The organism is Oribacterium sp. HCP3S3_B9 (genome assembly GCF_052064255.1).
GTDB lineage: Bacteria > Bacillota > Clostridia > Lachnospirales > Lachnospiraceae > Oribacterium.
The window spans coordinates 51,038-77,128 of record NZ_JBQHVY010000012.1; the positions used below are offsets into that span (position 1 = coordinate 51,038).

Consider the following 26,091-nt stretch of genomic DNA (forward strand, 5'->3'; position numbering starts at 1 on the left):
GGTATTTCTATTATAATAATAAAATAATCAGAAAGTGGAAGTGAAAATCATGATAAAGCTGCACAAACGACGGAACATCTGCGCCGGTCTGCTTTTAACCGGCACACTTATACTCTCTGTGCTCAGTGCCTGCGGAAGCCGCGACACGGAGGCGACACCGGATTTCAGCGACATCCCCGCGGATCAGAAGCTGACGATCTATACGGCACATAAGGCCGAGGTCTACCGTCCGATCATCCAGGAATTCGAGGAATCCACGGGCATCTGGGTCGATGTGCGTGCGGGTGGCACGACCGAGCTGCTTGAAGAGCTGCAGGAGATGCAGAGCACGTCGAAGCAGGAGGTCGATGTCATGTTCGGCGGCGGCATCGAGATGCTGGAAGCCTATAAGGACTGTTTTCAGCCCTATTCGTCGCCGCTGGAAGCGAAGCTGGATCCGGTCTATATCTCGCCGGATCACTACTGGACGCCCTTCACCGAGCTTCCGATCGTGTTTATCTATAACACTAAGATCGTGCAGCCGGAGAGTGCACCGCACAGCTGGCAGGATTTCCTGGACGGCAGCTGGAAGGGCAGTATCAGCTTCGCGGATCCCTCCATGTCCGGCACGAGCTACACGATCCTCGAAACCATGAAGGATGCGACACAGCTTCCGGAGTCGGAGCTCCTCTCGAAGTTCTGTGATGACCTCGACGGGCATCTCGCGAAGGGCTCCGGAGAGGTACTCACGGAGGTCGCAAACGGCGACCGGCTGGTGGGCATCACCCTCGAGGAGAGTGCACTGAAGGAGATCGCACGTGGCAGTGATGTCGGTATCTGCTATCCGTCGGAGGGCACCTCTGCGGTTCCGGATGGTGCGGCCATCGTGAAGAACGCACCGCACCAGGAAAACGCCGAGCGCTTCATCGACTTCATCCTGAGCGATCCGGTGCAGCGCTATACGATTTCCCCTCTGTTCCGGCGCTCGGTCCGTACGGACCTGTCCACGAACGACAAGACCGTAGGGCTCCGTATCCTCGCCTTCGATATCGAGGAAGCCAGTGAACGGCAGACGAAGGTGCTGCAGGACTTCTGGCAGATCTGGGAGGCACGTTATGCTTGAGTACATCAACAAGTCCTACCGCCGTCAGCTGATGTTTTACTTCACACTGGTATCCGTCGTTCCGCTCGTCCTGAGCGGACTGCTGCTCGTCGGCATGTTCCGTACGCGCGTTCACCGGGAGTTCGCAGCGCAGGATCTCGCGAAGCAGCAGCTGATCGAGCAGCGTCTGGAGGAGCACTTCCGCTCCGTCGAGGAGGTCATCGCGCAGATTGCAGACGATCGGGATATTCGGAAAGCATTGACCCAGGGTACGGTCTCGTCCTCGAACATCTATGCGGCGCTCTACCGTGAGACACAGGCGATCCGCTCCTTCTCGACCGTCGACATCTACGCCGGTGAAAAGCGCATCTATACGACGGACCGCGGCACGGTGTCGAAGACTCTGCCGTCCGATTTTGGCATCATCGCCCGCCTCGAGGCACAGCCGACGGAGACGGCCTATGTCCTGAACTACGACGGCATCTATACCCGCGAAACGAGTCTTCAGATCGGTCGTAAGATCAATGCCAATGCCGGCTACGTCATCGTGACGATCGACCAGAGCGATTTCGAAAGCATACTGAAGGAGAGCTATAACGGTAACGAGGGCGTCCTCCTGTTGAATGCCTACTGGGAGCCGCTCTACGCCGGTGGAAACCTCGCTTCCGAGGCGAACCTTCAGCTTTTCCGGAAGAATCGTCTGGAGGGTCGACGCCTGAATGAGACATTCGCCGATAATCTCTATGCGGCCTGCGTCGGCGACACGGGACTGACGCTCGTCTATATGACGCCACCGGCACTCAGCGAGGACATCTTCCGTATGATGTTCATGATGCTGCTGATCATCACGGTGCTGGTGCTCATCGGAAGTCTCATGCTGTCCGGCTATGTATCAAACTACCTCGCCCAGCCGATTCAGAAGCTGAGTGACGGCATGCGGGCCCTGCGTCATGGAGATCTGAACGCCCATGTAGAGCTTCCACGAGATGACGAGCTCGGCCAGCTCGCCGATGGCTTCAATAAAACGACGGTACGGATCCGCCGGAACATGGAAGAGCGGGTGCAGCAGCAGAAGCATCTCAACGAAACCGAGATGCGGATGATGCAGGCACAGCTGAATCCGCACTTCCTCTATAACACGCTCGACACCATCAAGTGGGTGGCGAAGGCACATCAGGTCCCGGAGATCGTCGCACTCAGCTCGGACCTCGCGAAGATCCTCCGCCGCAGCATCTCGGGCCGGGAGTTCGAAACGCTGCAGGAGGAGCTCGAGCTCCTCGAAAGCTACTGTAATATCCAGGAGCTGCGCTTCGATGACTCCTTCAGCTTCGAGGTCGAGGTGCCGGAGGAGCTGATGGCATGCATGGTGCCGAAGCTGATGCTGCAGCCGATCGTCGAAAACGCCATCATCCATGGCCTCGAGGGCGTCGAGGATGGACTCGTGAAGGTCACCGCCCGCCGGGTAGAAGAGGAGCTCGAGGTCCATGTGATGGATAACGGCTGTGGCATCGAGGATGCCTTCATCGAGATGGTGAAGAAGCATGATGGAAAGCTGCTGAGCGGGCATCTCGGTTTCGCGAACGTGGATTCGATCATCCGTCTGAATTATGGCCCGCAGTACGGCATCGATATCGCACGGCTGCCGGAGGGCGGTACGGATGTCATTCTCCGCCTGCCGTATACGAAATAAATGGAGGTGTAACATGATACCTGTACTCGTCGTCGATGACGAAAAGTTTGTCCGGGAGGGCATCGTTCAGGGGACCGACTGGAAGAGTGTCGGCTGTGAGGTCGTCGGACAGGCGAAAAACGGAGAGGAGGCCCTCGCACTGGCGCGCACACTGCATCCGTTGCTGATCGTCACGGATATCCGCATGCCGAAGATGGACGGCATCGAGCTCGTGCGGACACTGCGCGAGGAAAAGCTGGATGTAAAGGTCATTTTCCTCACAGCCTACAGTGACTTCAGCTATGCGCAGCAGGCGGTGCGCCTGCAGGCCTCCGACTATCTGCTGAAGCCATTCGAGGACGGACAGCTCGAAGCGGTCGTAAAGAAGATCCTCGGGGAGGCGATCCTGCACGGTCAGCACACGGCCTCACCGAAGGATGCGGAGCTTCTGCCACTAAAGGACGCGGACCCGGAGATGCATCGCTATGTACAGAGTGCCATCGGATACATCGCAGATCACTATAGTGAGGATGCCATCAGCATCACGCGCATCGCCGAAGCGATCGGCGTATCCGAGGGGCATCTCAGCCGTCTCTTTAAGAAGGACACCGGACAGAGCATCAACAGCTATATCACCTGCTATCGGATGCGGACAGCGATGCGCCTCCTCCGGGATGTGCGCTATAAGGTCTATGAGGTCTGCGAGATGGTCGGCTACCACGACATCGCCTACTTCTCCAGTACCTTTAAAAAACTGACCGGGATGACCCCGTCCGATTACCAGGCAGGCTGACACGCGCGGACGCGCATGCTGGTGCGAGGATGGAAGCGGCTGAACAAAAAGAAACAGAAAAGGCCTGAGCTGTCCTATAGGAAGCCAGACCTCCGAAATATGTGCATACTGCACACGAAAACGCGGATAAATGATAAAAAGATGTCAGAAATGACCATCAAAATATCATTTTTACCGCGTTTTGGTTTTGCGAAAAAATTTCTATACTAGACGCATCAAGTAAAGAAAGCTCTTCAGAACATATGGAGAGCCGATCGTGAAATCATAAGGGAGGCACATTTATGAGAAAACGTAAACTCATCTCGTTACTACTGACTGCATCAATGGCCGTATCCATGCTGGCCGCATGCGGATCCTCATCGAACAACAGCGCAGCCACCACGGCAGCCGTTGCCGCTGACAAGCCGGCAGAGACCCAGGCGGCACAGCCGGCGGAAACCGAGGCTCCGAAGGAAGAGAACCTGACCGGCATCGATGCCATCATCAAGGAAGCCGAAGGGATGTCCATGGAGGAACTCGCAAAGAAGGCCATCGAAGAGTCGAATGGTAAGACCTTCTACGGCGTCGGTAACTCCTCACGTGGTAAGTCTGCACTTCCACTGTTTATCGCCTATCTGCAGACCATCGATCCGAATTACAACATGGAGTTCGAGTGGCAGCAGCCGAAGAACAACAAGATCTTCGAGCAGCTCACCGCAGATTCTCTGAAGGACAGCGGAACCTTCGCGATGACCCTCATCCAGGATGGTAACCAGATCAAGAGTAAGATGGTCGATACCGATATCTTGAAGACCTTCATCCCGAAGGAGTGGGCAGAGGCCAACGGAACCACCGCGGATGCTTACAGCGGCTACCTGCCACTGCAGACGCTGAATAAGGTCTTTATGTATAACTCAACCGGCTCCGCTGAGTTTAAGAACTGCTGGGATTTCATTTATAAGGATCAGCACCCGCTGTACATGGACATCGATTCCGAGCTCGTCGGCAAGAACTTCCTGTACATGCTGACCGAGGATAAGTACGCCGGCATGCTGAAGGATGCCTACGATGCACTCGATGATGAGCACAAGGCTTACTTCGATCCGACCATTCAGGAAGTGGCTTCGGATGCAGACGATTTCGGTCTCGGTGAGAACGGCAAGTACGCCCTCGCATGGATCAAGCTCTGGGTAGAGAATTACAACGCACAGACCGATGATGGCCCGATCTGCAACACCCTCGTAGATAAGTCCGCGAAGGATCAGTCCGGTCTCCTCGTTTACTCGAAGCTTCGTTCTGTAGAGGAATCCGCAACGGTTTCCGTCAACAACATCAAGGTAGCTGCATACCAGGATGGCTATAAGGGCATCGGCGGCTACGGCTACAACCACTACCTCTTCCTGACGAAGAACAGCCCGCTTCCATGGACCGCATGTGCATTTATATCCTACATGACATGTACAGAGGACGGCTTCAGTGCATGGGGCAAGGACATGGGCGGTTACAGCTCGAACCCGAAGGTTGCAGAGCAGATCGAGGCAACCTATAACCACGCAAAGGGCGGCTATAACGACGCTGGCGAAGATGCGTTCCCTGCAAAGGATGACCGTGGCTATGACTGGTGGACCACCACCGGCGAGCTCGTACTCGAGGATCCGGAGTACTGCGCAGACGCTGCATTCGGTGTCGGCAGCTGGATCGAGACCCTGACCAAGTACGCAGACGCGAAGTAAAAGCGCATTATATGAACTGATTTTTCGGCCGGGGAGCTCATGACTCCCCGGTCGGTTTTAAGAACGGAGGAATTCATCTATGGAAACGACTGCATCCGGTACACGTGATACGAAAGCCATACTCCGTAATAAGATCGTCACCTTCTTTTCGAAGCCGCAGAACATCATCCTGCTCGTCTTCGGTATCGTGCTCACCTTCAGTACGGTAGCCCCGATCGTCGCTATCGTCCGTGACACCTTCCAGATCCATCCGGGCACCATCGACGCACATCTCACCGGAAAGGCCTCCGGCTACAGCGTCGTGAACTATGTCGATCTTTTTACGAGCCGTCTTGCAATGACCAATCTCTGGAAACCACTCATCAATACCGTGATTCTCTCGGTCATGACCTGTGTGATTTCCATCCTGTATGGTGGTTTTTTCGCCTTCCTGGTGACGAGAACCAACATGCGCTTCAAAAAGTATTTAAGCTCGATTTTCATTTTTCCGTACATCATGCCACAGTGGACTCTCGCCGTCGTATGGCAGCATATGTTTAATTCCAATGCTGTCTGCGGTACGTCCGATGGCCTCCTCGCATCACTGTTCGGCATCTGTATGCCGAAGTGGTTCTGTCTGGGCACTTTCCCGAGTGCCATGGTACTCGGTCTTCACTATGCACCGTTCGCCTACATCCTGATCGGCGGTATCTTTAAAAACATGGATGCGAACCTCGAGGAGGCAGCGACCATCCTCGATACCCCGAAGTGGAAGATCATGCTGCGCGTGACGCTGCCGATGATCCGGCCGGCGATCCTCAGTACGATCCTGCTCGTCTTCGGATCCGCGATGGGCTCCTATCCGGTGCCGCATTACCTCGGCCTCACGACCCTGTCGACGAAGTACATCTCGCTGAACTCGAAGTACACCGGTGAAGCCAGCATCCTCGCGATCATCATGATGCTCTTCGGCGTCCTGATCCTCGGACTGAACCAGACCTCCGTCACCGGTCGCGCGAACTACACGACCGTCACCGGTAAGTCCGGGCAGCTCAGTAAGATCAACCTCGGAAAAGCCGGAAAGTATATCATGGGCGTGGTCTTCATCCTGCTGACCTTCTTCACCTCCATCTGGCCGATCCTTCTCTTCGCGCTGGAGACCTTCCTGCCGAACCCGGGCGATTACAGCTTCCTGTACACGCACGATACCTCAAACCTCACCACGAAGTGGTGGCTGACGCATGAAAATGTCAGTGAGAATGGTATGTATGGCCAGCACGGTATCCTCTATAATCCGACCATCTGGCACGCCTTCAAGGGTACTCTGTTCCTCGCCATCGTCTGTGCACTCATCGCCGGTACGATCGGCACCCTGATCGGCTACGCCGTATCGAAGAACCGTCGCTCGAAGTGGGCGAACTACGTGAACAACGTCGCCTTCCTGCCGTACCTGATGCCATCCATCGCGGTCGGCGCTGCGTTCTTCATCCTTTTCAGTAATCAGCACGTGAACCTGTTCAACACCTACACCCTGCTGATCATCGCGGGTGTCGTCAAGTACATCCCGTTCGCCTCCAGAAACTCCCTGAACTCGATGCTGCAACTCTCCGGTGAGATCGAAGAGGCTGCCATCATCCAGGATATCCCGTGGCATAAGCGGATGCTGAACATCATCATCCCGATTCAGAAGAGCTCCATCATCAGCGGCTATACCCTGCCGTTCATGACCTGCCTTCGTGAGCTGTCCCTGTTCCTGCTTCTCTGCACCCAGGGCTTCATCCTCTCCACGACACTGGATTACTTCGATGAGATGGGTCTGTACGCCTTCTCCAGTGCGATCAACCTGATCCTCATCATGACGATTCTTCTGTTTAACACCCTCGTCAATGTCCTGACGGGAGCAAGCCTTGATAACGGAATAGGAGGTTAAGTATGCCGTCCATCACATTAACACACATCACCAAACGCTGGAAAAACTATTTCGGTGTCGATGACCTCAGTCTCGATATCCCGGACAATGCCTTCGTCACGCTGCTGGGGCCTTCCGGCTGTGGAAAAACCACCATCCTTCGTATGATTGCGGGCCTCGAGACGCCGACCGAAGGGCAGATCAAAATCGGCGACCGCGTCGTCTTCGATTCGGATAAGGGAATCAATGTTCCGGCCAATAAACGAAAGGTCGGCTTCCTCTTCCAGAACTATGCACTCTGGCCGAACATGACCGTGTATCAGAACATCTCCTTCGGTCTTAAAAACATCAAAGAAGAGCTGCCGCGGATCGACGTAAAGGCGAAGGTCAGCTCCGATCTCATGCATGCGCTGAAGAGTGGAAAGAAGGTAAAGGACCAGATCGAGGACTGCCGCGATAAGAACGGAAAGCTCGATACCGAAAAGGCCTACGTGAAGCTCATCGACACCTTCAACCTCTCCATCATGAGCGCGAAGGAGCTCTTCAACCTGAAGATTCATGAGGCGGCGGATCCGCAGCAGGCGGCCGACGCGGCACGTGCCGGCTATGAGAAGACCCTTGCGGAGATCAATGCAGGCTATGCGGCGAAGGGGCAAACCCTCGACGAGCATTTCCACGTCACACAGAACGGCACCGCGATCATGGAGGTCCGGAAATTAACAGACGAAGAGATCGACAGCCGTGTACGTCAGGTTTCCCGCGTCGTCAAGATCGGTATGTTCATGGACCGTTATCCGGCAGAGCTTTCCGGTGGCCAGCAGCAGCGTGTCGCCATCGCCCGTACCCTCGCACCGGAGCCACAGGTGCTCTTCATGGATGAGCCGCTCAGTAACCTCGATGCGAAGCTTCGTCTCGAGATGCGCTACGAGCTGCAGCGTCTTCACCTGGAGACCGGATCGACCTTCGTGTATGTCACCCATGATCAGATGGAAGCGATGACCCTCGCGACGAAGATCTGCCTGATCAACAACGGTGTCCTCCAGCAGTACGACGCACCGCTCGAGGTCTACAACCGCCCGACGAATCTCTTCGCGGCCGATTTCGTCGGCAACCCGTCCATCAACTTCGTAGAAGCCACGGGTGAGCAAAGTGCAGACGGCAGCGTCACCCTCGAGATCTTCCATGGCATCCATGCACGCTTCATCCCGAACGAAGCGCTCGAGCTTCCGACCTGGTTCACACAGCGGGACGCAGATGCTGCCGCGAAGAAGCAGGCAGAAATCGATCGCCTGAAGCAGAAGCACGCCGTCGAGAAGAGCAACAAGGATGAGGTCTTCAAGTACCATATCGAAAAGGTCATCGAAGAGGACAGCTCCATCCTCGAGGATCCGATCCTCACAAACCGCGACCTCGTGCTGGGCATCCGTCCGGAGGCGATCGACATCGAGCCGGAGGGTGCGCTCCAGACCACGATCTTCGGTGCCATGCCGACCGGTATGGAATCGACGCTCAAGCTCTGTGTGCAGGATGACTACCTCCTGACCGGCGTGATCTTCGGGAACAATGCCTACAGGATCGGCGAGCAGGCCGGCATCGACATCCACGGCAGCCACATCCTGCTGTTTGACCGTCAGTCTGGAAAGTGCATCGCCGACGGTCGTCTGGAAATCGAGAAATAAGGCACTCTGTACCTGACAGGGGGCACTCGGAGGGACGGCAACGTATGTGACTGCAAAATCCCGGCCAGCCCCTTGACAAAGCGATGCGCCGAACCTACAATGGCTGTGTCAATTGAATAGACAGAAATCGTTGAAGAGGACAGTAGTATTTGATTTCGGATACAGAGAAACGCCGGTTGCTGCGAGGCGTCGAGGAAATAAATATGAACACCACCTCAGAGAGGTCCTTAATCGGACCCGTTGACTACGTTACCGTCGAAAGAGTGGTCATCTGTGCAGGTGCTGAAGCATTCGCCCACAGGATATGTGGAAGATGACAATTTGGGTGGAACCGCGAATCTATCGTCCCAATCAGTTCGAAAGAGCTGATTGGGGCATTTTTGTTTAAGGCAGAGATTCGCTGTGTGGCACTGGACCGGTTGTCCAGACACGAAATCAGCCGACCCAAAGGGCTGGTTTTGAAACATTCAAAGGAGAAACAAATGGAAAAGGAAGAGTTATTACAGGTGTATCGTCATTCCCTCGCACACATCCTCGCAAAGGCAGTGATCGAGATCTATGGTAAGGAAGTACAGTACGGCATCGGACCTCAGATCGAGGACGGCTGCTACTATGACTTCGTTCTGCCGGAGGGCAAGAGCATCGGTGAGGAGGACTTCAAGGCCATCGAGAACAAGATGCGTGAGATCATCAAGCGTCGTGAGCCGTGGACACGGAAGGAAGTTTCGAAGGCCCAGGCGAAGGAGATCTTCAAGGATCAGAAGTTTAAGCTCGAGCTGATCGAGGAGCTTCCAGAGGACGAGACCATCTCTGTTTACTATACCGGTGATGATTATGTCGATCTCTGCCGTGGACCGCACGTAGAGAATTCACAGGAGCTGATGAGCGCGGCTTATCAGATTCACAGCTGTTCCGCAGCATACTGGAGAGGCGACGAGAAGCGTGACCACATGCAGCGTGTCTATGTGTATGCATTCCCGACGAAGGATGAGCTGAAGCAGCACGTAAAGATGATCGAGGAGGCGCGTGAGCGTGACCACAAGAAGATCGGTGCGCAGCTTGAGCTCTTCATGTTCAACGAGACTGCTCCAGGTATGCCATACTGGCTGCCACGTGGATGGCAGATGTACCAGGCACTGCTTCAGTACAGCCGTGAGGTACAGCGCCGCCATGGCTACACCGAGATCGCAGCGCCGCTCGTAAACAACAAGCGTCTCTGGCTCGTTTCCGGTCACTGGGCACATTATCTCAACAACATGTTCATCGTTCCGGGTATCGACGGCTACACCACGGCAGACGCGGATATCGAGAACGTGGTCGAGGATTATAAGGATGCGGCAGCCGAGAAGAAGGTAGCGAAGATCCAGGCCGGTTCTGTCATTTACAACCGTGAGAACATCGACACCATGGCAGCGAAGCCGATGAACTGCCCGAACGCGATGCTTACCTTCAAGCGTAAGCTTCGTTCCTATAAGGAGCTCCCGATCCGTTACTCTGAGTACGATGTGCTGCACCGTAAGGAGAAGTCCGGTCAGATGAACGGTCTCTTCCGTGTACAGGAGTTCCGTCAGGATGATGACCATACCTTCGTGATGGAGTCCCAGATCAAGGATGAGATCGCGGATGTTATCTCTATCGCAGACGAGATCTACAAGACCTTCGGTGTCACCTACCGTGCAGAGCTCTCCACCAGACCGGATGATTTCATGGGTGATATCGACGTCTGGAATCGTGCAGAGGCATCCCTCAAGTCCATCCTCGACGAGAAGTATGGCGAGGGCGGCTACGAGATCAATGAAGGCGACGGCGCATTCTATGGCCCGAAGATCGACCTTCAGATCAAGGATGCACTCGGTCGTGAGTGGCAGTGTGGTACGGTTCAGCTCGACTTCCAGCTTCCGCACAACTTCGGCCTGAACTACACCGCAGAGGACGGCACACAGCAGATGCCGGTCGTTATCCACCGTGCGATCTACGGTTCCCTCGAGCGTTTCATCGGTATCATCATCGAGAACTTCAAGGGGAACTTCCCGTTCTGGCTGAATCCGTATCAGGTAGCCCTCGTTCCGATCCGTGAGGAGCACAACGCCTATGCGAAGAAGGTAGAGGAGGCTCTGCTGAACGCAGGCATCCGTGTCGAGGCAGACTACAGCGATAAGAACATGAAGACGAAGATCAAGGGCTTCAAGAACTACAAGGATCCGTACATCCTCGTACTCGGTGATCACGAGGCAGAGGAGAACACCGTATCCATCAACGTACGTGGTTCCAACAAGCAGATCCAGAACGTTCCGCTCGACAAGTTCGTCGCTTTCTGCCAGAAGCTGAACATAGAGCACACCCTCGAGCTTCCGGACGAGATCGACTGAAGCTGAGATAGCTATGGGCTTTGATGATGTGATTTTTATTCTTGAAATGGTCGGTACGGTGGCCTTTGCGATTTCCGGTGTCATGGTCGCAAAGGATCGGAAGATGGACATCTTCGGTGCCATCGTACTCGGCTGTGCGACGGCCGTCGGCGGCGGTATGATCCGTGACCTCATCCTCGGCGAGATCCCGCCGGCGATGTTCACGAAGCCGGTCTATGTGACCGTCGCCTTCATCACCTGCGTCGTCGACTTCATCTTCGAGCGCAGCCAGACCACCGGGAACTATATGGATAAGATCGACCGGAACCGGATCCGCTCAAACTTCATCCTGAACGTCGCCGATTCTGTCGGCCTCGCCGCGTTCGTCGTCGTCGGCTGTCGTACGGCGGTCAATGCAGGCTACGGTGCAAATATGTTCCTCGCCTGCTTCGTCGGCGTCCTCACCGGCATCGGTGGTGGCATCCTCCGCGATATCTTCGCCGGGCAGATGCCGCTCATCATGCGGAAGCGAGTCTATGGCATCGCGGCCATCGTCGGAGCGATCGTCTACTGCGGCCTGTCCGTCATCGCCCGCCCGGCGGGTGCCTTCGGAAGCACGATGATCGCCGCGGTAGTCAGCATGATCGTGACGGTCCTGATCCGCTTCCTCGCGATCTACTTCCACTGGAATCTGCCGTCCTTCAGATAATGAACGAGGCTACAGTATCCGGAATTGAAAACACAGCACAATCGCAGGATGGACGTCCTGCGGCAGGACAGAAAGCGGCTGCACATCGTGCAGCCGCTTTTTTCGGAAAGGAAATTATGAAAACAGCGATTATTACAGGTGCCTCCCGCGGCGTGGGAAGAGCAGTGGCAGAGACATTGGCCCGCGACGGCTGGCGGCTCATCCTGAACTGCCGCTCTCGCTTCGACCTCCTGGAGCAGGTGGCGGAGAGGCTCCGCGGCGTGACGGAGGTGCATACCGTGCATGGCCCGATCACAGACGAGGTCCTCGCCGCACTGCTCGGGACACCAGGCACGAAACCCCTTCCGATCCTTACGGAAGAGGATCTTGATGGGACGCAGCCTGAATCCTGTGCTGCCTGCGAAGAGCAGAGCGATCTCGTCATATCGCACGGTCCGCAGGATGCACTTACACGACGCACGCGGATCGAGACCCCGGAGAACGCCCTCCTCCTCGTGAACAACGCCGGCATCTCGACCTTCAACCTCGCCCAGGACGTCTCGGATGACGAGCTCGAGGAGATGCTCGATGCCAACGTGAAGGACATGTTCCGCCTCACCCGCGCCGTGATTCCGTATCTGCTGCGCGCCTCCGAGGGCCGTATCCTCAACATGAGCTCTGTCTGGGGTGTGGTCGGCGCCTCCATGGAGTCGGTCTACAGCCTCACGAAGGGCGCGGTCAATGCCTTCACCGAGGCGCTGGGGAAGGAGCTTGCACCGAACCATATCCCGGTCAATGCCATCGCCATCGGCTGTGTCGATACGGACATGAACGGCTGGATGAGCGCGGAGGACCGGGCACAGCTCGAGGACGAGATCCCCTACGGTCGTATGTGCACAGCGGCAGAGGTCGCGGACCTCGTGCGTCTCCTCGCCGCCGCCCCGGCCTACCTCACCGGCCAGATCATCCGCTTCGACGGCGGCTGGATCTGAGATTTGAAATACTGTTCAGACAGTGGGGACCCGAAGGAACGCTTATAGGCCTTCTGCATCGTAAGCAAATTGTAATATAATTTGTAAGGAAAGATCGCGGCGTTTGTGCTAAAGTTAAGATGTTTGAGATCTTCGAAACAGAGTTTGCAACGCCGCTTTTTTGCGGCTTTTTTCAGAGACATCTTCGTTTTAGGCCGGGGACCGCTCCGGCGATCCGGCGGATCAGATAAAAGTATGGGAGAAAACGTGAATAGACCCAGTATGAATCATCTTATGCATCCTATGACACAGGAAACCGGTGTGCGTCTGCCTGCCGCTTCTTCGTATGCCCCGAAGCGTCGTACGCGGAGGCTCGCGCTGAAGCTGGCCCTGCTTCTCATGTTCAGCCTGACGACCACCTCGACCGCACTGGCGGACGAGGTCCTGATCGGCATCGGCGACGGCCCGGTATCGGACGAGGAGCTCGGCATCTCCGACCAGGATCTGGCCGCGGCGACGGACGGTTCCATGATTCCGGAGTATAAAATCTCGGAGATTCACGAGACCAGTGCCAATGTCGTCAGCGAGCAGTATACCGTGGCGCAGGACTCGACGGCAGCCGAAACGATCCAGGAAGCTGCGGTTTCGACGGAGGGAAAGGAAACCCTGCTGGAAATCGTGGATTCGGTCGATGATTTCGCCGTTTTTAAGAAGAACACGCAGAGTGCCTCTTCCACTCCACAGAAGAGCACGGTCAGTGCAGCCGCGAATATCCTCACGAATGTCGGCACCAGCGGCGTGAGCACAGCTGCCGGAAACATCATTCAGGCCGCCGGCGATGCCATCAGTGGTACACGAAGCAGCAGCGCTTCTGAAACGAAGAGTGATGCAGCCGTAACAAACGCAGGCACGAGCATTTTAAGTCGTAGTAATGTCATCGAGGCCGGTACCTCCATCGTAAAGTCGATCAGCAGCAGTCTTCCGGTCATCGCGACGACGGCTTCCCGTCAGGCACTGATCCAGTACGCGAAGCAGTTCCTCGGGAATCCGTATGTCTATGGCGGCACTTCCCTCACGGATGGCGCTGACTGCTCCGGCTTCGTACAGCAGATTTTCAAGCACTTCGGCATCACGACAGGGCGCAGCTCCCGTGATCAGTATGCGAATGCACAGTCCATCAGCTTCGAGCAGCTCCAGCCGGGCGACCTCGTATTCTACGCATCGGGTGATTACATCAACCACGTCGCGATCTATGCCGGCGATGGCGTCATCATCCATGCAGCGAATGCACGTACCGGCATCTGCACCGGACGCTACGATTACCGTACGCCGGTCGGCTATGGACGTTTCATCCAGAACTGATATCCGAAATAAATGAAGAACCCCTTAAGCGAAACAGCTTAAGGGGTTCTTCGTTTTATGGAGTCCATATGACAAATGGATGATCAGCATCACGATCTAACGTACGCTGGATACCACTCGATGGAATTTACTATTTTATATGGAGGCCTGCCGGCCTCTCCGGGGATCAGTACTCCGGCTCGATCAGGCCATAGTTGCCGCTCTTTCTCTTATAAACGACGGCAACGTTTCCGGTATCGCCGTTCTGGAATACGAAGAAGGTATGGCCGACCAGCTCCATCTGGAGGCAAGCCTCTTCCGGGGTCATCGGCTTCAGGTTGAAGTGCTTTGTACGCTCGATCTGGATTTCATCCTCACCGAGCTCATCCTCCAGCTCCTCTGCGAAGGCGTCGGAGAAATCAGCAGCCTGCTGACGATTGATCAGCTTCGTGCGGTACTTACGGATCTGACGTTCGATGACGTCTACAACCATATCGAGGGACTGGAACTTATCCGGTGTGATCTCCTCAGCACGGATGACACCGTCCTTTACCGGGATGGTCACCTCGACCCTATACTTGTTTTTCTCAGTGGAGAGAGTGACGTTGCAGATGGTGTCTTCCTTGAAGAACTTCGATAACTTGCCCAGCTTCCGATCGATCTGGTCCTTCATGCCGTCAGATACAGTAACATTTCTTCCTGTGATGTTAAACTTCATAAAATCACGCTCCCTTAAAAAGATTTCCTGATGTGGGTCATTCAGGATATATATATTATATCATATATAGAGGAAATTTCTACAACGTAATGGATATGTAAAATATAATCCGTCGCTGTTCAAACGTCGTTAAGTCAAGGCGTGGCCCGGCTGCCGTCCGCCGAGCCACGAGTGAACAGTAATGAAATATATGAATTAAATGTTAACAATCAAAAGCTTTCTTGAATAAAAAAGTGTTTAGTGATAAGATTTCAGAGTTATAGCCATAAGTAGAACGAAAAGTGTAGGCAGATGTATCGTATCGCTGTGTGCACTTGCGATAAGGAGTACTAGAGCAAATGAGTTTTTTTGAGAAGGTTTTCGGTACCCATTCCGATCATGAACTGAAGCGGATCGATCCGATCATTAAGAAGATCCTTTCTTATGATGAGACCATGTCTGCCATGTCAGATGAAGAGTTAAAGGCGCAGACCCCGAAGTTTAAGGAGCGTCTGGCGCAGGGAGAGAGTCTGGATCAGATTCTTCCGGAGGCCTATGCGACAGTACGTGAGGCCGCATGGCGTGTCAATAAGATGAAGCACTTCCCGGTACAGCTGATCGGTGGTGTCGTTCTTCACCAGGGCCGTATCGCCGAGATGAGAACCGGTGAAGGTAAGACCCTCGTATCCACCTGTCCGGCCTATCTGAATGCGCTTGAGGGAAAGGGTGTTCATATCGTCACCGTCAACGACTACCTCGCGAAGCGAGATGCGGAGTGGATGGGACGTATCCACGAGTTCCTCGGATTAAGCGTAGGTGTGGTTCTGAACTCCATGACCACCGAGGAGCGTCAGGCAGCCTATAACTGTGATATCACCTATGTCACGAATAACGAGCTCGGTTTCGACTACCTCCGTGATAACATGGCAGTGTATAAGAACCAGCAGGTACTTCGTGGCCTTCACTACTGTATCATCGATGAGGTCGACTCCGTCCTGATCGATGAAGCACGTACACCGCTGATCATCTCTGGTCAGTCCGGAAAGTCCACGAAGCTCTATGAGGTCTGTGATGTGCTGGCCCGTCAGCTTCAGCGTGGTGAGGAGTCCGCAGAGTTCAGTAAGCTCGACGCGATCCTCGGTGAGGAGATCGAGGAAACCGGTGACTTCATCGTCAACGAGAAGGAGAAGACCGTCAACCTCACCCAGCAGGGTGTCCATAAGGTTGAGCAGTTCTTCCATATCCAGAACCTCGCAGATCCGCAGAATCTGGAGATCCAGCACTGCGTGATCCTGGCGCTTCGTGCAAACAACCTCATGCACCGTGATAAGGACTACGTGGTCAAGGATGACGAGGTACTTATCGTCGACGAGTTCACCGGACGTATCATGCCGGGCCGTCGTTACAGCGATGGTCTCCATCAGGCGATCGAGGCGAAGGAGCATGTGAACGTCAAGCGTGAGTCGAAGACCCTCGCGACGATCACCTTCCAGAACTTCTTTAACAAGTTTGATAAGAAGGCCGGTATGACCGGTACCGCACAGACCGAGGAGAAGGAGTTCCGTAACATCTATTATATGGATGTCATCTGTATCCCGACCAACAAGCCGGTACTGCGTATCGACCTCGATGATGCGGTTTATAAGTCGAAGAAGGAAAAGTTCCAGGCCGTCGTGGATGAAGCGGTTCGTATCCACGAGACCGGCGCCCCGGTTCTGATCGGTACCATCAACATCGATACCTCCGAGCTCATCAGCGGCATGCTGAAGCGCCGTGGTATCAAGCACAACGTCCTGAATGCGAAGTTCCATGAGCTCGAGGCTGCCATCGTTGCAGACGCCGGTCAGCACGGTGCCGTCACCATCGCGACCAACATGGCCGGCCGTGGTACAGATATCAAGCTGGATCCGGAGGCACTGGCTGCCGGTGGTCTTCATATCATCGGTACCGAGCGCCACGAGTCGAGACGTATCGATAACCAGCTCCGTGGACGTGCCGGACGTCAGGGTGACCCGGGACAGTCTCAGTTCTTCATCTCCCTCGAGGATGACCTGATGCGTCTCTTCGGTTCCGAGCGTCTCATGAATATGTTCGAGGCACTGGGTGTACCGGAGGGTGAGCAAATCCACCACAAGATGCTTTCCAACGCCATCGAAAAGGCACAGGAGAAGATCGAGCTGAACAACTACGGCATCCGTGAAAACCTCCTGAAGTACGACGAGGTCAACAACGAGCAGCGTGATGTCATCTATGCAGAGCGTGAGAAGGTGCTGAACGGTGACGATCTCCGTCCGACCATCATCAACTTCATTCAGGACATCATCGAGAATTATGTCGATGCGAACGTTCCAGAGGACGCCACCGCGAAGGACTGGGATCTCAGTGGTCTGAATGATACACTGATGAGCATCATCCCGCTTCCGAAGCTGCAGCTTACCGAGGAGCAGTTCAACTCGATGACGAAGAACGAGTTCAAGCAGCTCCTGAAGGAAGAGGCCATCAAGCTCTATGAGCAGAAGGAAGCCTCCTTCCCGAATCCGGAGCAGCTCCGTGAGGTAGAGCGTGTCATCCTTCTTCGTGTGATCGACCAGAAGTGGATGAACCACATCGATGATATGGATATCATCCGTGATGGTATCGGTCTTCAGGCATACGGCCAGAAGGATCCGCTCGTAGAGTATAAGATCCAGGGCTATCAGATGTTTGGCGATATGACACGTGCCATCAAGGAAGATACCGTACGCATCCTGTATCATATCCAGGTAGAGCAGAAGGTGGAGCGTGAGCAGCAGGCACAGGTTACCGGTACCAACCGTGACGACACCCTTCCGCAGGCACCGAAAAAGCGTTCCATCCGCAAGATCTATCCGAACGATCCGTGTCCGTGTGGATCCGGCAAGAAGTATAAGCAGTGCCACGGCCGTGACGAGTACCAGAAGATGATGAATCAGAAGGTATCCGAAGCACAGGCAGAGAAGGCACAGGACGAAATGCTTGATAACGCCGGCAAAAACTAAGTAAGCTTTCCTGCTCCCGCAGGGAAAGGCCGCGGATCATCATCGAATGCTTCGCGGCCTTTTATATACTTCGCTTCTCTTTCGAAGCGGACAGCACCGAACGGGTGTCCGTGCGTTTCGGAAGCAGTGCAGCAGTGACGATGTAACACATAGCATGTAAAGGAAAACAAATGATCATTGAGTTAGACCAGTACAAGTATGAGCTTGGACAGAAGGAACAGGCCCTCCGGGATCTCGGCGCTTCCCTGGACCTTGATAATAAAAAGAAGCGCATCGCCGAGCTCGACCGTATGATGGAAGAGCCGGATTTCTGGACAGATCCGGAAAAGGCCAACCAGTACTCTACCGAGGACCGTCGTCTGAAGGATGAGGTCAAAAGCTACGAAGAGCTCGCGCAGTCCTATGATGATATCGGCGCACTGATCGAGATGGCGGAAGAGGAGGAGGATCAGGATTCCGTGGCAGAGGTCAAGGAAATGCTGGATGATTTCATCGAGCGCCTCGATCAGATGTCGACGAAGCTTCTCCTTTCCGGAGAATATGACAGTATGAATGCCATCCTGCGTCTCAACGCCGGTGCCGGTGGTACCGAGTCCAACGACTGGGCCGGTATGCTGTATCGTATGTATACACGTTGGGCGGAGCGTCATGGTTTCACCCTGAAGGTGCTGGATTATCTGGAGGGTGATGAAGCCGGTATCAAGTCCGTCACCATCGAGATCGATGGCGAGTATGCCTACGGCTACCTGCGCTCCGAGGCGGGTGTTCACCGTCTGGTACGTATCTCTCCATTCAATGCACAGGCGAAGCGTCAGACCTCCTTCGTGTCCTGTGACATCATGCCAGACATCGAGACCGAGATCGACATCGAGGTGCGTCCGGAGGACATCAAGATGGAGGTATACCGTGCATCCGGTGCCGGTGGACAGCACATCAATAAGACCTCCTCGGCCGTTCGACTGATTCATATCCCGACCGGTATCGTCGTGGCCTGTCAGGAGGAGCGTTCACAGCTTCAGAACCGTAACAAGGCGATGCAGATGCTGAAGGCGAGACTGTACCTGAAGGAGAAGGAGGAGCAGGAGGCGATGCTGGCCGGTATCCGTGGCGAGGTCAAGGACAACGGCTGGGGCTCCCAGATCCGCTCCTATGTTCTGCAGCCATATCGTATGGTGAAGGATCTTCGTTCCGGTGAGCAGACCTCCAATACCGATGCGGTGCTCGATGGTGATATCGATCGCTTCATCACCGCCTACCTTAAGTGGATGCAGCTCGGCTGCCCTGATCGCCGCGTTCAAGGAGAAGACTGATTTCAGCAGCGGGTAAGCGACGAAACAGCACCACGAGCGAGAGAGAAGGACAGGTAGACACGATGAGCAGTCAATCCGATTATTTCGTTGTCCGGACCGGGGCACTGCCCGAGGTCCTGAAAAAGGTGGTCGAGGTAAAGCGTCTCCTCGAGACAGAAAAGGGCTTATCGGTGGCAGAAGCAACCGAACGCGTGAATATTTCCCGCAGTTCTTTCTATAAGTATAAAGAAGACATCTTCCCGTTTTACGATAGTTCGAAGGGGAAGACCGTCACGATCATCGTCGAGATGCGGGATGTACTCGGAAATCTGGCGAAGATCTGCTCGACGGTATCTTCGTATAATGCGAACATCCTGACCATCCATCAATCGATTCCCATCAACGGAATCGCCACCCTGACACTCTCCATCGAGGTCCGGGAGGATACGTCGGACATCAATGCGATGATCCATGAGATCGAAGCATTGCCCAATATACAATATGTCAAGATTCTTGCGCAGGAGAGCATGCCTGGCTAGGCAGTCCCTGTAAAACCACAGGCATCCATCATTTAAAACGTAGCCGAACGCTTCGGAACGTTACCAGCATGAAGGGGAAAATTATGAAAATTGCGATTTTAGGCTATGGCACCATCGGCTCCGGCGTAGCAGAGGTGCTGCGCATCAATCAGGCGCAGATCGAAAAGAAGGTCGGCGAGCCGGTCGAGCTCAAGTATGTATTGGATCTTCGTACCGACATCGGTGTCGATAATGATAAGCTGATTTCCGACTTCTCCGTCATCGAGAACGATCCGGAGATCAAGCTCGTCGTCGAGACCATGGGCGGCATTCACCCGGCCTATGAGTTTGTGAAGGCCTGCCTCGAGAAGGGGAAGCACTGTGTCACCTCCAACAAGGCACTCGTCGATGCGGTCGGCTCGAAGCTCATCAGCATCGCCCGCGAACATCACTGTAATTTCTATTTCGAGGCTTCCGTCGGTGGTGGTATCCCGGTCATCCGCACGATCTACCATAACTATGCCGGCGAGAATCTGACCGAGATCACCGGTATCATGAACGGAACCACGAACTTCATCCTTACGAAGATGCGTGAAAAGGGTGCCGACTTCGAGGAAACCCTCGTCGAGGCACAGCATCTCGGCTATGCGGAGCGTGACCCGTCCTCCGATATCGACGGCTTCGACACCTCCCGTAAAACGGCGATCCTTCTCAGTATGGCCTCCGGCAATCGCTGCCGTCATGAGGACATCTATACCGAGGGTATCCGTGCAGTTTCGAAGCTGGACTTCCTCTATGCGCGTGAACTGGGTATGACCATCAAGCTGCTCGGCTCCGTACAGCAGGTCGAGGATAAGTACTTCGCCTATGTCGTTCCGATGATGATTCCGAAGTCCGACCCGCTTTTCAGCGTCGATGGCGTTTATAACGGTATCCGTATCGTCGGAAACTGTCTCGGTACGACCATGCTCTATGGTATGGGTGCCGGCAAGATGCCGACCGCAAGTGCCGTCGTGTCTGATATCATCGCGGCCGTACGCCACCAGCATGATTTCCAGGGCATCGGCTGGACCGAGAAGATGATTCAGATCGAGCCGATGAGCTCGAACGCGTTCGCATATTTCGTTCGTGTCGAGGGCACACCGGATGCGGTGAAGAAGGAGCTCCGTGAGCTCTTCCTGGAGGACAGCTCGAAGCTGGTTCCGATCACACTGGGCGGTCGTACCGATGAGTTCGCTTTTATCACCGATGTGATGTTTGAGGGCGACTTCCTGCAGAATGTCGCTGAGTTTGAGGAGAAGACCGGACGCCGGATCTTCCATTTCATCCGTACCGAGAAGGAAGAGGACTGATGATTTTTGAGAGTAATTCAGCGAAGGATACCTTCGCATTCGGACAGAAGCTGGGCCGCGAGGCGGTCCCGGGCGAGATCATCTGTCTCGATGGTGACCTGGGTGTAGGCAAGACCGTCTTCACGCAGGGCTTCGCCGCGGGACTCGGGATCGATGATTATGTGAATTCCCCGACCTTTAACATCGTGAAGGAGTACGAAGGCGGGCGTCTCCCGCTCTATCACTTCGATGTCTATCGTATCGGGGATCCGTCCGAGATGGAGGAGATCGGCTACGAAGACTATTTCTATGGTCAGGGCGTCAGCATCATCGAGTGGCCGGGACAGATCGAGGAGCTACTTCCGAAGGAGGCCCGCTGGGTGCGGATCCGGAAGGATCTCACGAAGGGCTTCGACTATCGACGCATCGAGTATTAAATATGGGATAACACTATGTTGATTTTAGGAATTGATTCATCCGGACACACCGCGAGCGTCGCCTTATACGCGGACGGTGTCGTCCTTTCGGAGTATGCATGCAATATCGGACTCACCCACTCTCAGACACTTTTACCTATGGTGGCTGAGATTTTTTCACGTACCGGACACACGGTCGAGGAGCTGGATGCCATCGCGGTCAGTGCCGGCCCAGGCTCTTTCACCGGTCTCCGCATCGGCGCCGCGACCGCAAAGGGACTCGCGCTCGGCTATGGTATCCCGCTCCTCGAGGTGAGCACCCTCGAGGGACTCGCGATGAATCTTCGGGATATGGATGAGGTTTATGTGCATCCGATCATGGATGCACGCCGCAGTCAGGTTTATACTGCGACATTTCTCGACGGCCAGCTGATCGGAGAGGAAGAGGCGATCGGCATCGAGGATCTCGTCACGAAAATCAATCAGATGCCGGGAAAGCACTTCTTCCTGGGAGATGCGGTTCCGGTATACCGCAGCTGCCTCGAGACACAGCTCTCTGTACCGTATCGCTTCGCCGGTCCGGGAAATCTTCTGCAGCGTGCGTCCTCTGTCGCCATGCTCGGCGCAGAGCAGCTCGCACAGGGAAAGGCCGTATCCGGAAAGGATTTTCACCTCAGCTATATCCGGAAGCCGCAGGCGGAGCGCGAGCGTGAGGCCGCCGGACTCCGGGAGTATGACATCACCCACGAGGATCCGAATCTCCTGAAAAAGACGGCAGCAGAGGATCGTCTCACCGCACGGAACTATAAGATCGACGCCGGTCCAGGCTACGAGGACGACACGGTGCCAGAGAATTTATAAGCGGACAGCCCCGGACTTGGCACATGGACATCCTGGCCCCGCAGCTCTGCGCCGTCAGCGTACTGCCGGACGCCGGGTATAACCGTTTATGAAGGACAGGAGGAAAGCTCGATGAGGGAAACTGCTTATACCATCGAAGCCATGCGGCTGGAGGATATCCCGGAGGTGCTTCCCCTCGAGCGGGAAGCCTTCGGGCAGATGGCCTGGCATGCGGTTGATTTCGAAGCGGCCATCGCCTCAAAATGCGATTTCCCGCTGGTGATTCGTACCACAGGCCTCGCAGGATATGCGGTGCTTCGGATCATCGCGCCGGAAGCCGAGATCGAAAATATATGTGTGGCGCCCGCCTGCCGACGGAGTGGTGTCGGCGAAGCGCTGATGGAGGAGATGCTGCGTCTCGCTGCAGAACGGGATGCAAAACGCATCTTTCTGGAGGTCCGGGCACACAATGAGCCTGCAAAAGCGCTGTATCGTAAGAGGGGATTCGTAGAATCCTATCGACGAAGGAACTACTATCAGGGTCCGACTGAGGATGCCATCATCATGATGAAGGAATAAAAATATGCTGGATATTTGTTTACTGGGAACCGGCGGGATGATGCCGCTTCCGAACCGATGGCTCACGAGCCTCATGCTTCGGTGTAACGGCAGCAGTATGCTGATCGACTGCGGCGAGGGCACGCAGATCGCTATGAAGGAAAAGTCATGGTCGCCGAAGCCGATCGATGTGATCTGCTTCACACACTACCATGCGGATCATATCTCCGGTCTGCCGGGCATGCTGCTTTCGATGGGGAACGCCGAGCGCACCGAGCCGCTGCATATGGTCGGACCGAAGGGTCTCCGACGCGTAGTGGATGGACTGCGCGTGGTGGCACCGGAGCTGCCGTTCGAGATCATCTATCATGAGCTTTCAGAGCCACTCGAGCAGATCGAATTCGGGCCGTTCGTACTGGATGCCTTCAAGGTGAACCATAAAATCACCTGCTATGGGTATCGCGTCAGCATCCGTCGGCTCGGAAAGTTCGACGCGGCACGCGCACAGGCGAGTCACATCCCGGTCCGCTGCTGGAACCGGCTGCAGCATGGGGAGACGGTCGAGGAAGACGGGCAGATCTATACACCAGACATGGTGATGGGGGCCGCACGTCGCGGGCTGAGCGTGACCTACTGTACGGATACCCGTCCGACGCCGATGATCACGGAGATGGCGACCAACGCCGACCTTTTTATCTGTGAGGGCATGTACGGTGAGTACGAGAAGCTCGACAACGCGAAGAAGTATAAGCACATGATGATGGTCGAGGCGGCCCGTATCGGTGCCGAAGCGAAGCCGAAGGAGATGTGGTTTACACATTATTCCCCGAGCGAGATGAAGCCGGATATCTATCGGGACGAGATCTCGAAGATCTGGCCGGTGAAGTTCGCACGGGACGGCTGGACCAAGGATCTCGTGTTCGACGAAGAGGGAGAAGATAAGTAACTATGGCAGATATTACAATCCTGGGAATCGAATCCAGCTGTGATGAGACCGCGGCAGCGGTCGTACGTAACGGCCGCGAGGTTCTTTCCAACATCATTTCATCGCAGATCGCGATTCATACCGAGTACGGCGGGGTCGTGCCGGAGATTGCTTCCCGTAAGCATCTCGAAAAGATCGACGACGTCATCGCGCTCGCGCTGAAGGAAGCACACTGTACCTTCGACGACATCGATGCCATCGCGGTAACCTATGGTCCGGGCCTCGTCGGTGCCCTGCTCGTCGGTGTAGCGGAAGCGAAGGCACTCGCCTATGCGCTGAAAAAACCGCTGATCGGTGTCCACCATATCGAGGGCCATGTCAGTGCGAACTATATCGAAAACAAGGAGCTCGAGCCTCCGTTTGCCTGTCTGATCGTATCGGGTGGTCATACCCACCTCGTCGTCGTGCAGGATTACGGAAAGTTCGAGATCGTCGGCCGCTCACGTGATGACGCAGCCGGTGAAGCCTTCGATAAGGTGGCGCGCGCCGTCGGACTCGGCTATCCGGGTGGCCCGAAGGTCGATGCAGCATCGAAAACCGGAAACCCGCAGGCCATCGCATTCCCGCGCGGCACGGTGACCGACAACCCGTACGACTTCACCTTCTCCGGCATCAAATCGAACGTCCTCAACTACATCAACAAGGCGAAAATGATGAATACAGCGATCAACGTACCGGATCTCTGCGCCTCCTTTCAGGAAGCCGTCACGGATTCACTCGTTTCGCGTGCCATCATGCTCTGTAAGGAGCGCGGCTATCAGAAGCTCGCCATCGCGGGCGGTGTCGCCTCCAACAGCCATATCCGTGCGCGGATGGAAGAGGAGTGTGCGAAAAACGGCATCCGCTTTTATCGTCCGAGCCCGGTGCTCTGTACGGACAATGCTGCCATGATCGGCTGCGCGGGTTACTACGAATACCTGCAAGGATGTCGAGACGGACTGGATCTCAATGCCTGCCCGAACCTGAAGCTCGGCGAACGGTGACAAATTGCACCAAGTGTAAACAGTCGTAAATAAGAATGATTTTAGAAATGCCTGATGCAGCTGAGCTCAGGCATTTTTTATATGCAGAAAATCTGATATGATAAGGATACATAATTCGTGAATCGTATTTTGTGATCTGGAGGTATCTATGTATAACGGAAGAAAAGTCTATGCGATCGTTCTGGCTGCCGGCAGCGGGCGTCGTATGCACAGTAAAACGAAAAAGCAGTTTATGGAAATCCTCGGCAAGCCGCTCTTCAGCTGGAGCGCATCCCGATTCGATCATCATCCTGCGGTGGATGGCATCATCCTGACCACTGGAGAAGAGGATATCCCCTATATGAAAGAGCTGACCGGTACCGACGGTGTCTGTCCGCTTCAGAAGCTCGCTACGATCGTGGCGGGCGGAAAGGAGCGCTACAACTCCGTCTTCGAAGGACTGAAGAAAGTTGCGGAGCTCGAGAAACTGGATACGGCTTCGCCTGATACCGGGATGACATCCTCCGGCACACAGGATCCGCTCATCATGATCCATGACTGTGCACGTCCGCTGCTGACGGACGCGATCATTGACGACGCCTTACATTATGCAGAGAAGTACCATGCTGCGGTGATCGGAATGCCGGTGAAGGATACCATCAAGGTTCTCGATGCGGATCACTTCGTAAAGGAGACGCCGGAAAGAAGTTCACTATGGCTCATGCAGACACCCCAGAGCTTCGATTTCTCGCTCATCTATAAAGCATATGCAGCGATGATCCGCCAGGACGAAAGCGGACGTCTCATGATTCCGGTCACCGATGACGCGATGGTCGTCGAGTCCTTCGCGGGCCAGCGCGTCAAGATCATACCGGGCAGCTATGAAAACATCAAGGTGACCACACCAGAAGATGTAAAAATCGCAGAGCTGTACCTGAGAAAAAGTTCAGAAAACGGTTGACAATCGAAGCACTTATCGATATTATATCTAAGTCGCTCGTAAAGAGCGCTCAAAAGTGCAGAGGTATCGAAGTGGTCATAACGAGGCGGTCTTGAAAACCGTTTGTCCGCAAGGGCACGTGGGTTCGAACCCCACCCTCTGCGTTTGAAATTATTATCAAAAAGATTTCAAAAAAGCTCTTGACAATCGAATGACGGTTTGCTAATATAAACAAGCTGTCGCAGAAAACGAGAGCGCAACGAACCTTGAAAATCAAAGATCGATTAATACACAGACCCTGAAGATTCTAAAGAATTTTCAGAGACCAGCAATGGTCAAGCGATCAAGAGATCGCGCGAATTTATTCG

At 54.8% G+C, this 26,091-nt stretch carries 21 protein-coding genes, 1 tRNA gene and 1 other annotated feature; of the genes, 21 read left to right on the forward strand and 1 reads right to left on the reverse strand.

The window, feature by feature from the left end; genetic code table 11:
* Positions 1-49 precede the first annotated feature (49 nt).
* The 10 genes from ACTNC3_RS07390 (at position 50) to ACTNC3_RS07435 (ending at position 14,191) form a co-directional block, all read left to right on the forward strand.
* Positions 50-1,102 (forward strand): extracellular solute-binding protein, encoded by a 1,053-nt coding sequence (locus ACTNC3_RS07390; RefSeq protein ID WP_441226982.1) that lies wholly within the window; start codon positions 50-52, stop codon positions 1,100-1,102.
* Entirely contained in the window at positions 1,095-2,771 is a 1,677-nt protein-coding gene (locus tag ACTNC3_RS07395; protein WP_441226983.1) for a sensor histidine kinase, read from the forward strand. The genes ACTNC3_RS07390 and ACTNC3_RS07395 overlap by 8 nt, the downstream gene beginning before the upstream one ends.
* Before the next feature lie 13 nt (positions 2,772-2,784).
* A complete protein-coding gene (locus ACTNC3_RS07400; protein WP_441226984.1) occupies positions 2,785-3,543 on the forward strand; it encodes a response regulator transcription factor in 759 nt (252 codons plus the stop codon).
* Positions 3,544-3,824: 281 nt separating this feature from the next.
* Positions 3,825-5,255 (forward strand): hypothetical protein, encoded by a 1,431-nt coding sequence (locus tag ACTNC3_RS07405; RefSeq protein ID WP_441226985.1) that lies wholly within the window; start codon positions 3,825-3,827, stop codon positions 5,253-5,255.
* A gap of 79 nt (positions 5,256-5,334) precedes the next feature.
* Positions 5,335-7,164 carry an ABC transporter permease gene (locus ACTNC3_RS07410; protein WP_410042321.1) on the forward strand — a complete coding sequence of 610 codons (1,830 nt, stop codon included), beginning with the start codon at positions 5,335-5,337 and terminating at the stop codon, positions 7,162-7,164.
* A 2-nt stretch (positions 7,165-7,166) separates the two neighbouring features.
* Entirely contained in the window at positions 7,167-8,822 is a 1,656-nt protein-coding gene (locus ACTNC3_RS07415) for an ABC transporter ATP-binding protein (protein WP_441226986.1), read from the forward strand.
* A gap of 121 nt (positions 8,823-8,943) precedes the next feature.
* Positions 8,944-9,175 (forward strand) — a binding site (T-box leader).
* Between the two features lie 129 nt (positions 9,176-9,304).
* Positions 9,305-11,191, forward strand: coding sequence for a threonine--tRNA ligase (locus tag ACTNC3_RS07420; protein ID WP_441226987.1), 1,887 nt, complete (start codon positions 9,305-9,307; stop codon positions 11,189-11,191).
* Positions 11,192-11,204: 13 nt separating this feature from the next.
* A complete protein-coding gene (locus ACTNC3_RS07425) occupies positions 11,205-11,879 on the forward strand; it encodes a trimeric intracellular cation channel family protein (protein ID WP_410042324.1) in 675 nt (224 codons plus the stop codon).
* A gap of 116 nt (positions 11,880-11,995) precedes the next feature.
* Positions 11,996-12,850, forward strand: coding sequence for an SDR family NAD(P)-dependent oxidoreductase (locus ACTNC3_RS07430; protein ID WP_441226988.1), 855 nt, complete (start codon positions 11,996-11,998; stop codon positions 12,848-12,850).
* Positions 12,851-13,096: 246 nt separating this feature from the next.
* Entirely contained in the window at positions 13,097-14,191 is a 1,095-nt protein-coding gene (locus ACTNC3_RS07435) for a C40 family peptidase (protein WP_441226989.1), read from the forward strand.
* Positions 14,192-14,357: 166 nt separating this feature from the next.
* Here ACTNC3_RS07435 and hpf read toward each other — a convergent pair whose 3' ends face one another.
* On the reverse strand, positions 14,358-14,888 hold the full coding sequence (gene hpf, locus ACTNC3_RS07440; protein WP_441226990.1) for a ribosome hibernation-promoting factor, HPF/YfiA family: 531 nt from the start codon (positions 14,886-14,888) through the stop codon (positions 14,358-14,360).
* A 338-nt stretch (positions 14,889-15,226) separates the two neighbouring features.
* Here hpf and secA point away from each other — a divergent pair, with 338 nt between their 5' ends.
* The 11 genes from secA (at position 15,227) to ACTNC3_RS07495 (ending at position 25,887) form a co-directional block, all read left to right on the forward strand.
* Complete coding sequence (gene secA / locus ACTNC3_RS07445) at positions 15,227-17,884, forward strand: preprotein translocase subunit SecA (RefSeq protein WP_441226991.1); 2,658 nt, start codon at positions 15,227-15,229, stop codon at positions 17,882-17,884.
* Positions 17,885-18,057: 173 nt separating this feature from the next.
* Positions 18,058-19,194 carry a peptide chain release factor 2 gene (gene prfB, locus ACTNC3_RS07450; protein WP_410042598.1) on the forward strand — a complete coding sequence of 379 codons (1,137 nt, stop codon included), beginning with the start codon at positions 18,058-18,060 and terminating at the stop codon, positions 19,192-19,194.
* A gap of 62 nt (positions 19,195-19,256) precedes the next feature.
* Positions 19,257-19,712, forward strand: a complete 456-nt coding sequence (locus ACTNC3_RS07455; RefSeq protein WP_410042329.1) for an ACT domain-containing protein — start codon at positions 19,257-19,259, stop codon at positions 19,710-19,712.
* Positions 19,713-19,795: 83 nt separating this feature from the next.
* Positions 19,796-21,043, forward strand: a complete 1,248-nt coding sequence (locus ACTNC3_RS07460) for a homoserine dehydrogenase (RefSeq protein WP_441226992.1) — start codon at positions 19,796-19,798, stop codon at positions 21,041-21,043.
* Positions 21,043-21,459 carry a tRNA (adenosine(37)-N6)-threonylcarbamoyltransferase complex ATPase subunit type 1 TsaE gene (gene tsaE, locus ACTNC3_RS07465; protein ID WP_410042331.1) on the forward strand — a complete coding sequence of 139 codons (417 nt, stop codon included), beginning with the start codon at positions 21,043-21,045 and terminating at the stop codon, positions 21,457-21,459. The genes ACTNC3_RS07460 and tsaE overlap by 1 nt, the downstream gene beginning before the upstream one ends.
* Before the next feature lie 15 nt (positions 21,460-21,474).
* Entirely contained in the window at positions 21,475-22,299 is an 825-nt protein-coding gene (gene tsaB / locus ACTNC3_RS07470) for a tRNA (adenosine(37)-N6)-threonylcarbamoyltransferase complex dimerization subunit type 1 TsaB (protein WP_410042332.1), read from the forward strand.
* A gap of 111 nt (positions 22,300-22,410) precedes the next feature.
* Positions 22,411-22,857, forward strand: coding sequence for a ribosomal protein S18-alanine N-acetyltransferase (rimI, locus tag ACTNC3_RS07475; RefSeq protein ID WP_410042333.1), 447 nt, complete (start codon positions 22,411-22,413; stop codon positions 22,855-22,857).
* A gap of 4 nt (positions 22,858-22,861) precedes the next feature.
* Positions 22,862-23,782 carry a ribonuclease Z gene (locus tag ACTNC3_RS07480; protein ID WP_410042334.1) on the forward strand — a complete coding sequence of 307 codons (921 nt, stop codon included), beginning with the start codon at positions 22,862-22,864 and terminating at the stop codon, positions 23,780-23,782.
* Between the two features lie 2 nt (positions 23,783-23,784).
* Complete coding sequence (gene tsaD / locus ACTNC3_RS07485) at positions 23,785-24,804, forward strand: tRNA (adenosine(37)-N6)-threonylcarbamoyltransferase complex transferase subunit TsaD (RefSeq protein ID WP_410042335.1); 1,020 nt, start codon at positions 23,785-23,787, stop codon at positions 24,802-24,804.
* A 148-nt stretch (positions 24,805-24,952) separates the two neighbouring features.
* On the forward strand, positions 24,953-25,744 hold the full coding sequence (gene ispD / locus ACTNC3_RS07490) for a 2-C-methyl-D-erythritol 4-phosphate cytidylyltransferase (protein WP_441226993.1): 792 nt from the start codon (positions 24,953-24,955) through the stop codon (positions 25,742-25,744).
* 57 nt (positions 25,745-25,801) lie between these two features.
* Positions 25,802-25,887 (forward strand) — tRNA-Ser (locus tag ACTNC3_RS07495).
* Positions 25,888-26,091: the final 204 nt, after the last annotated feature.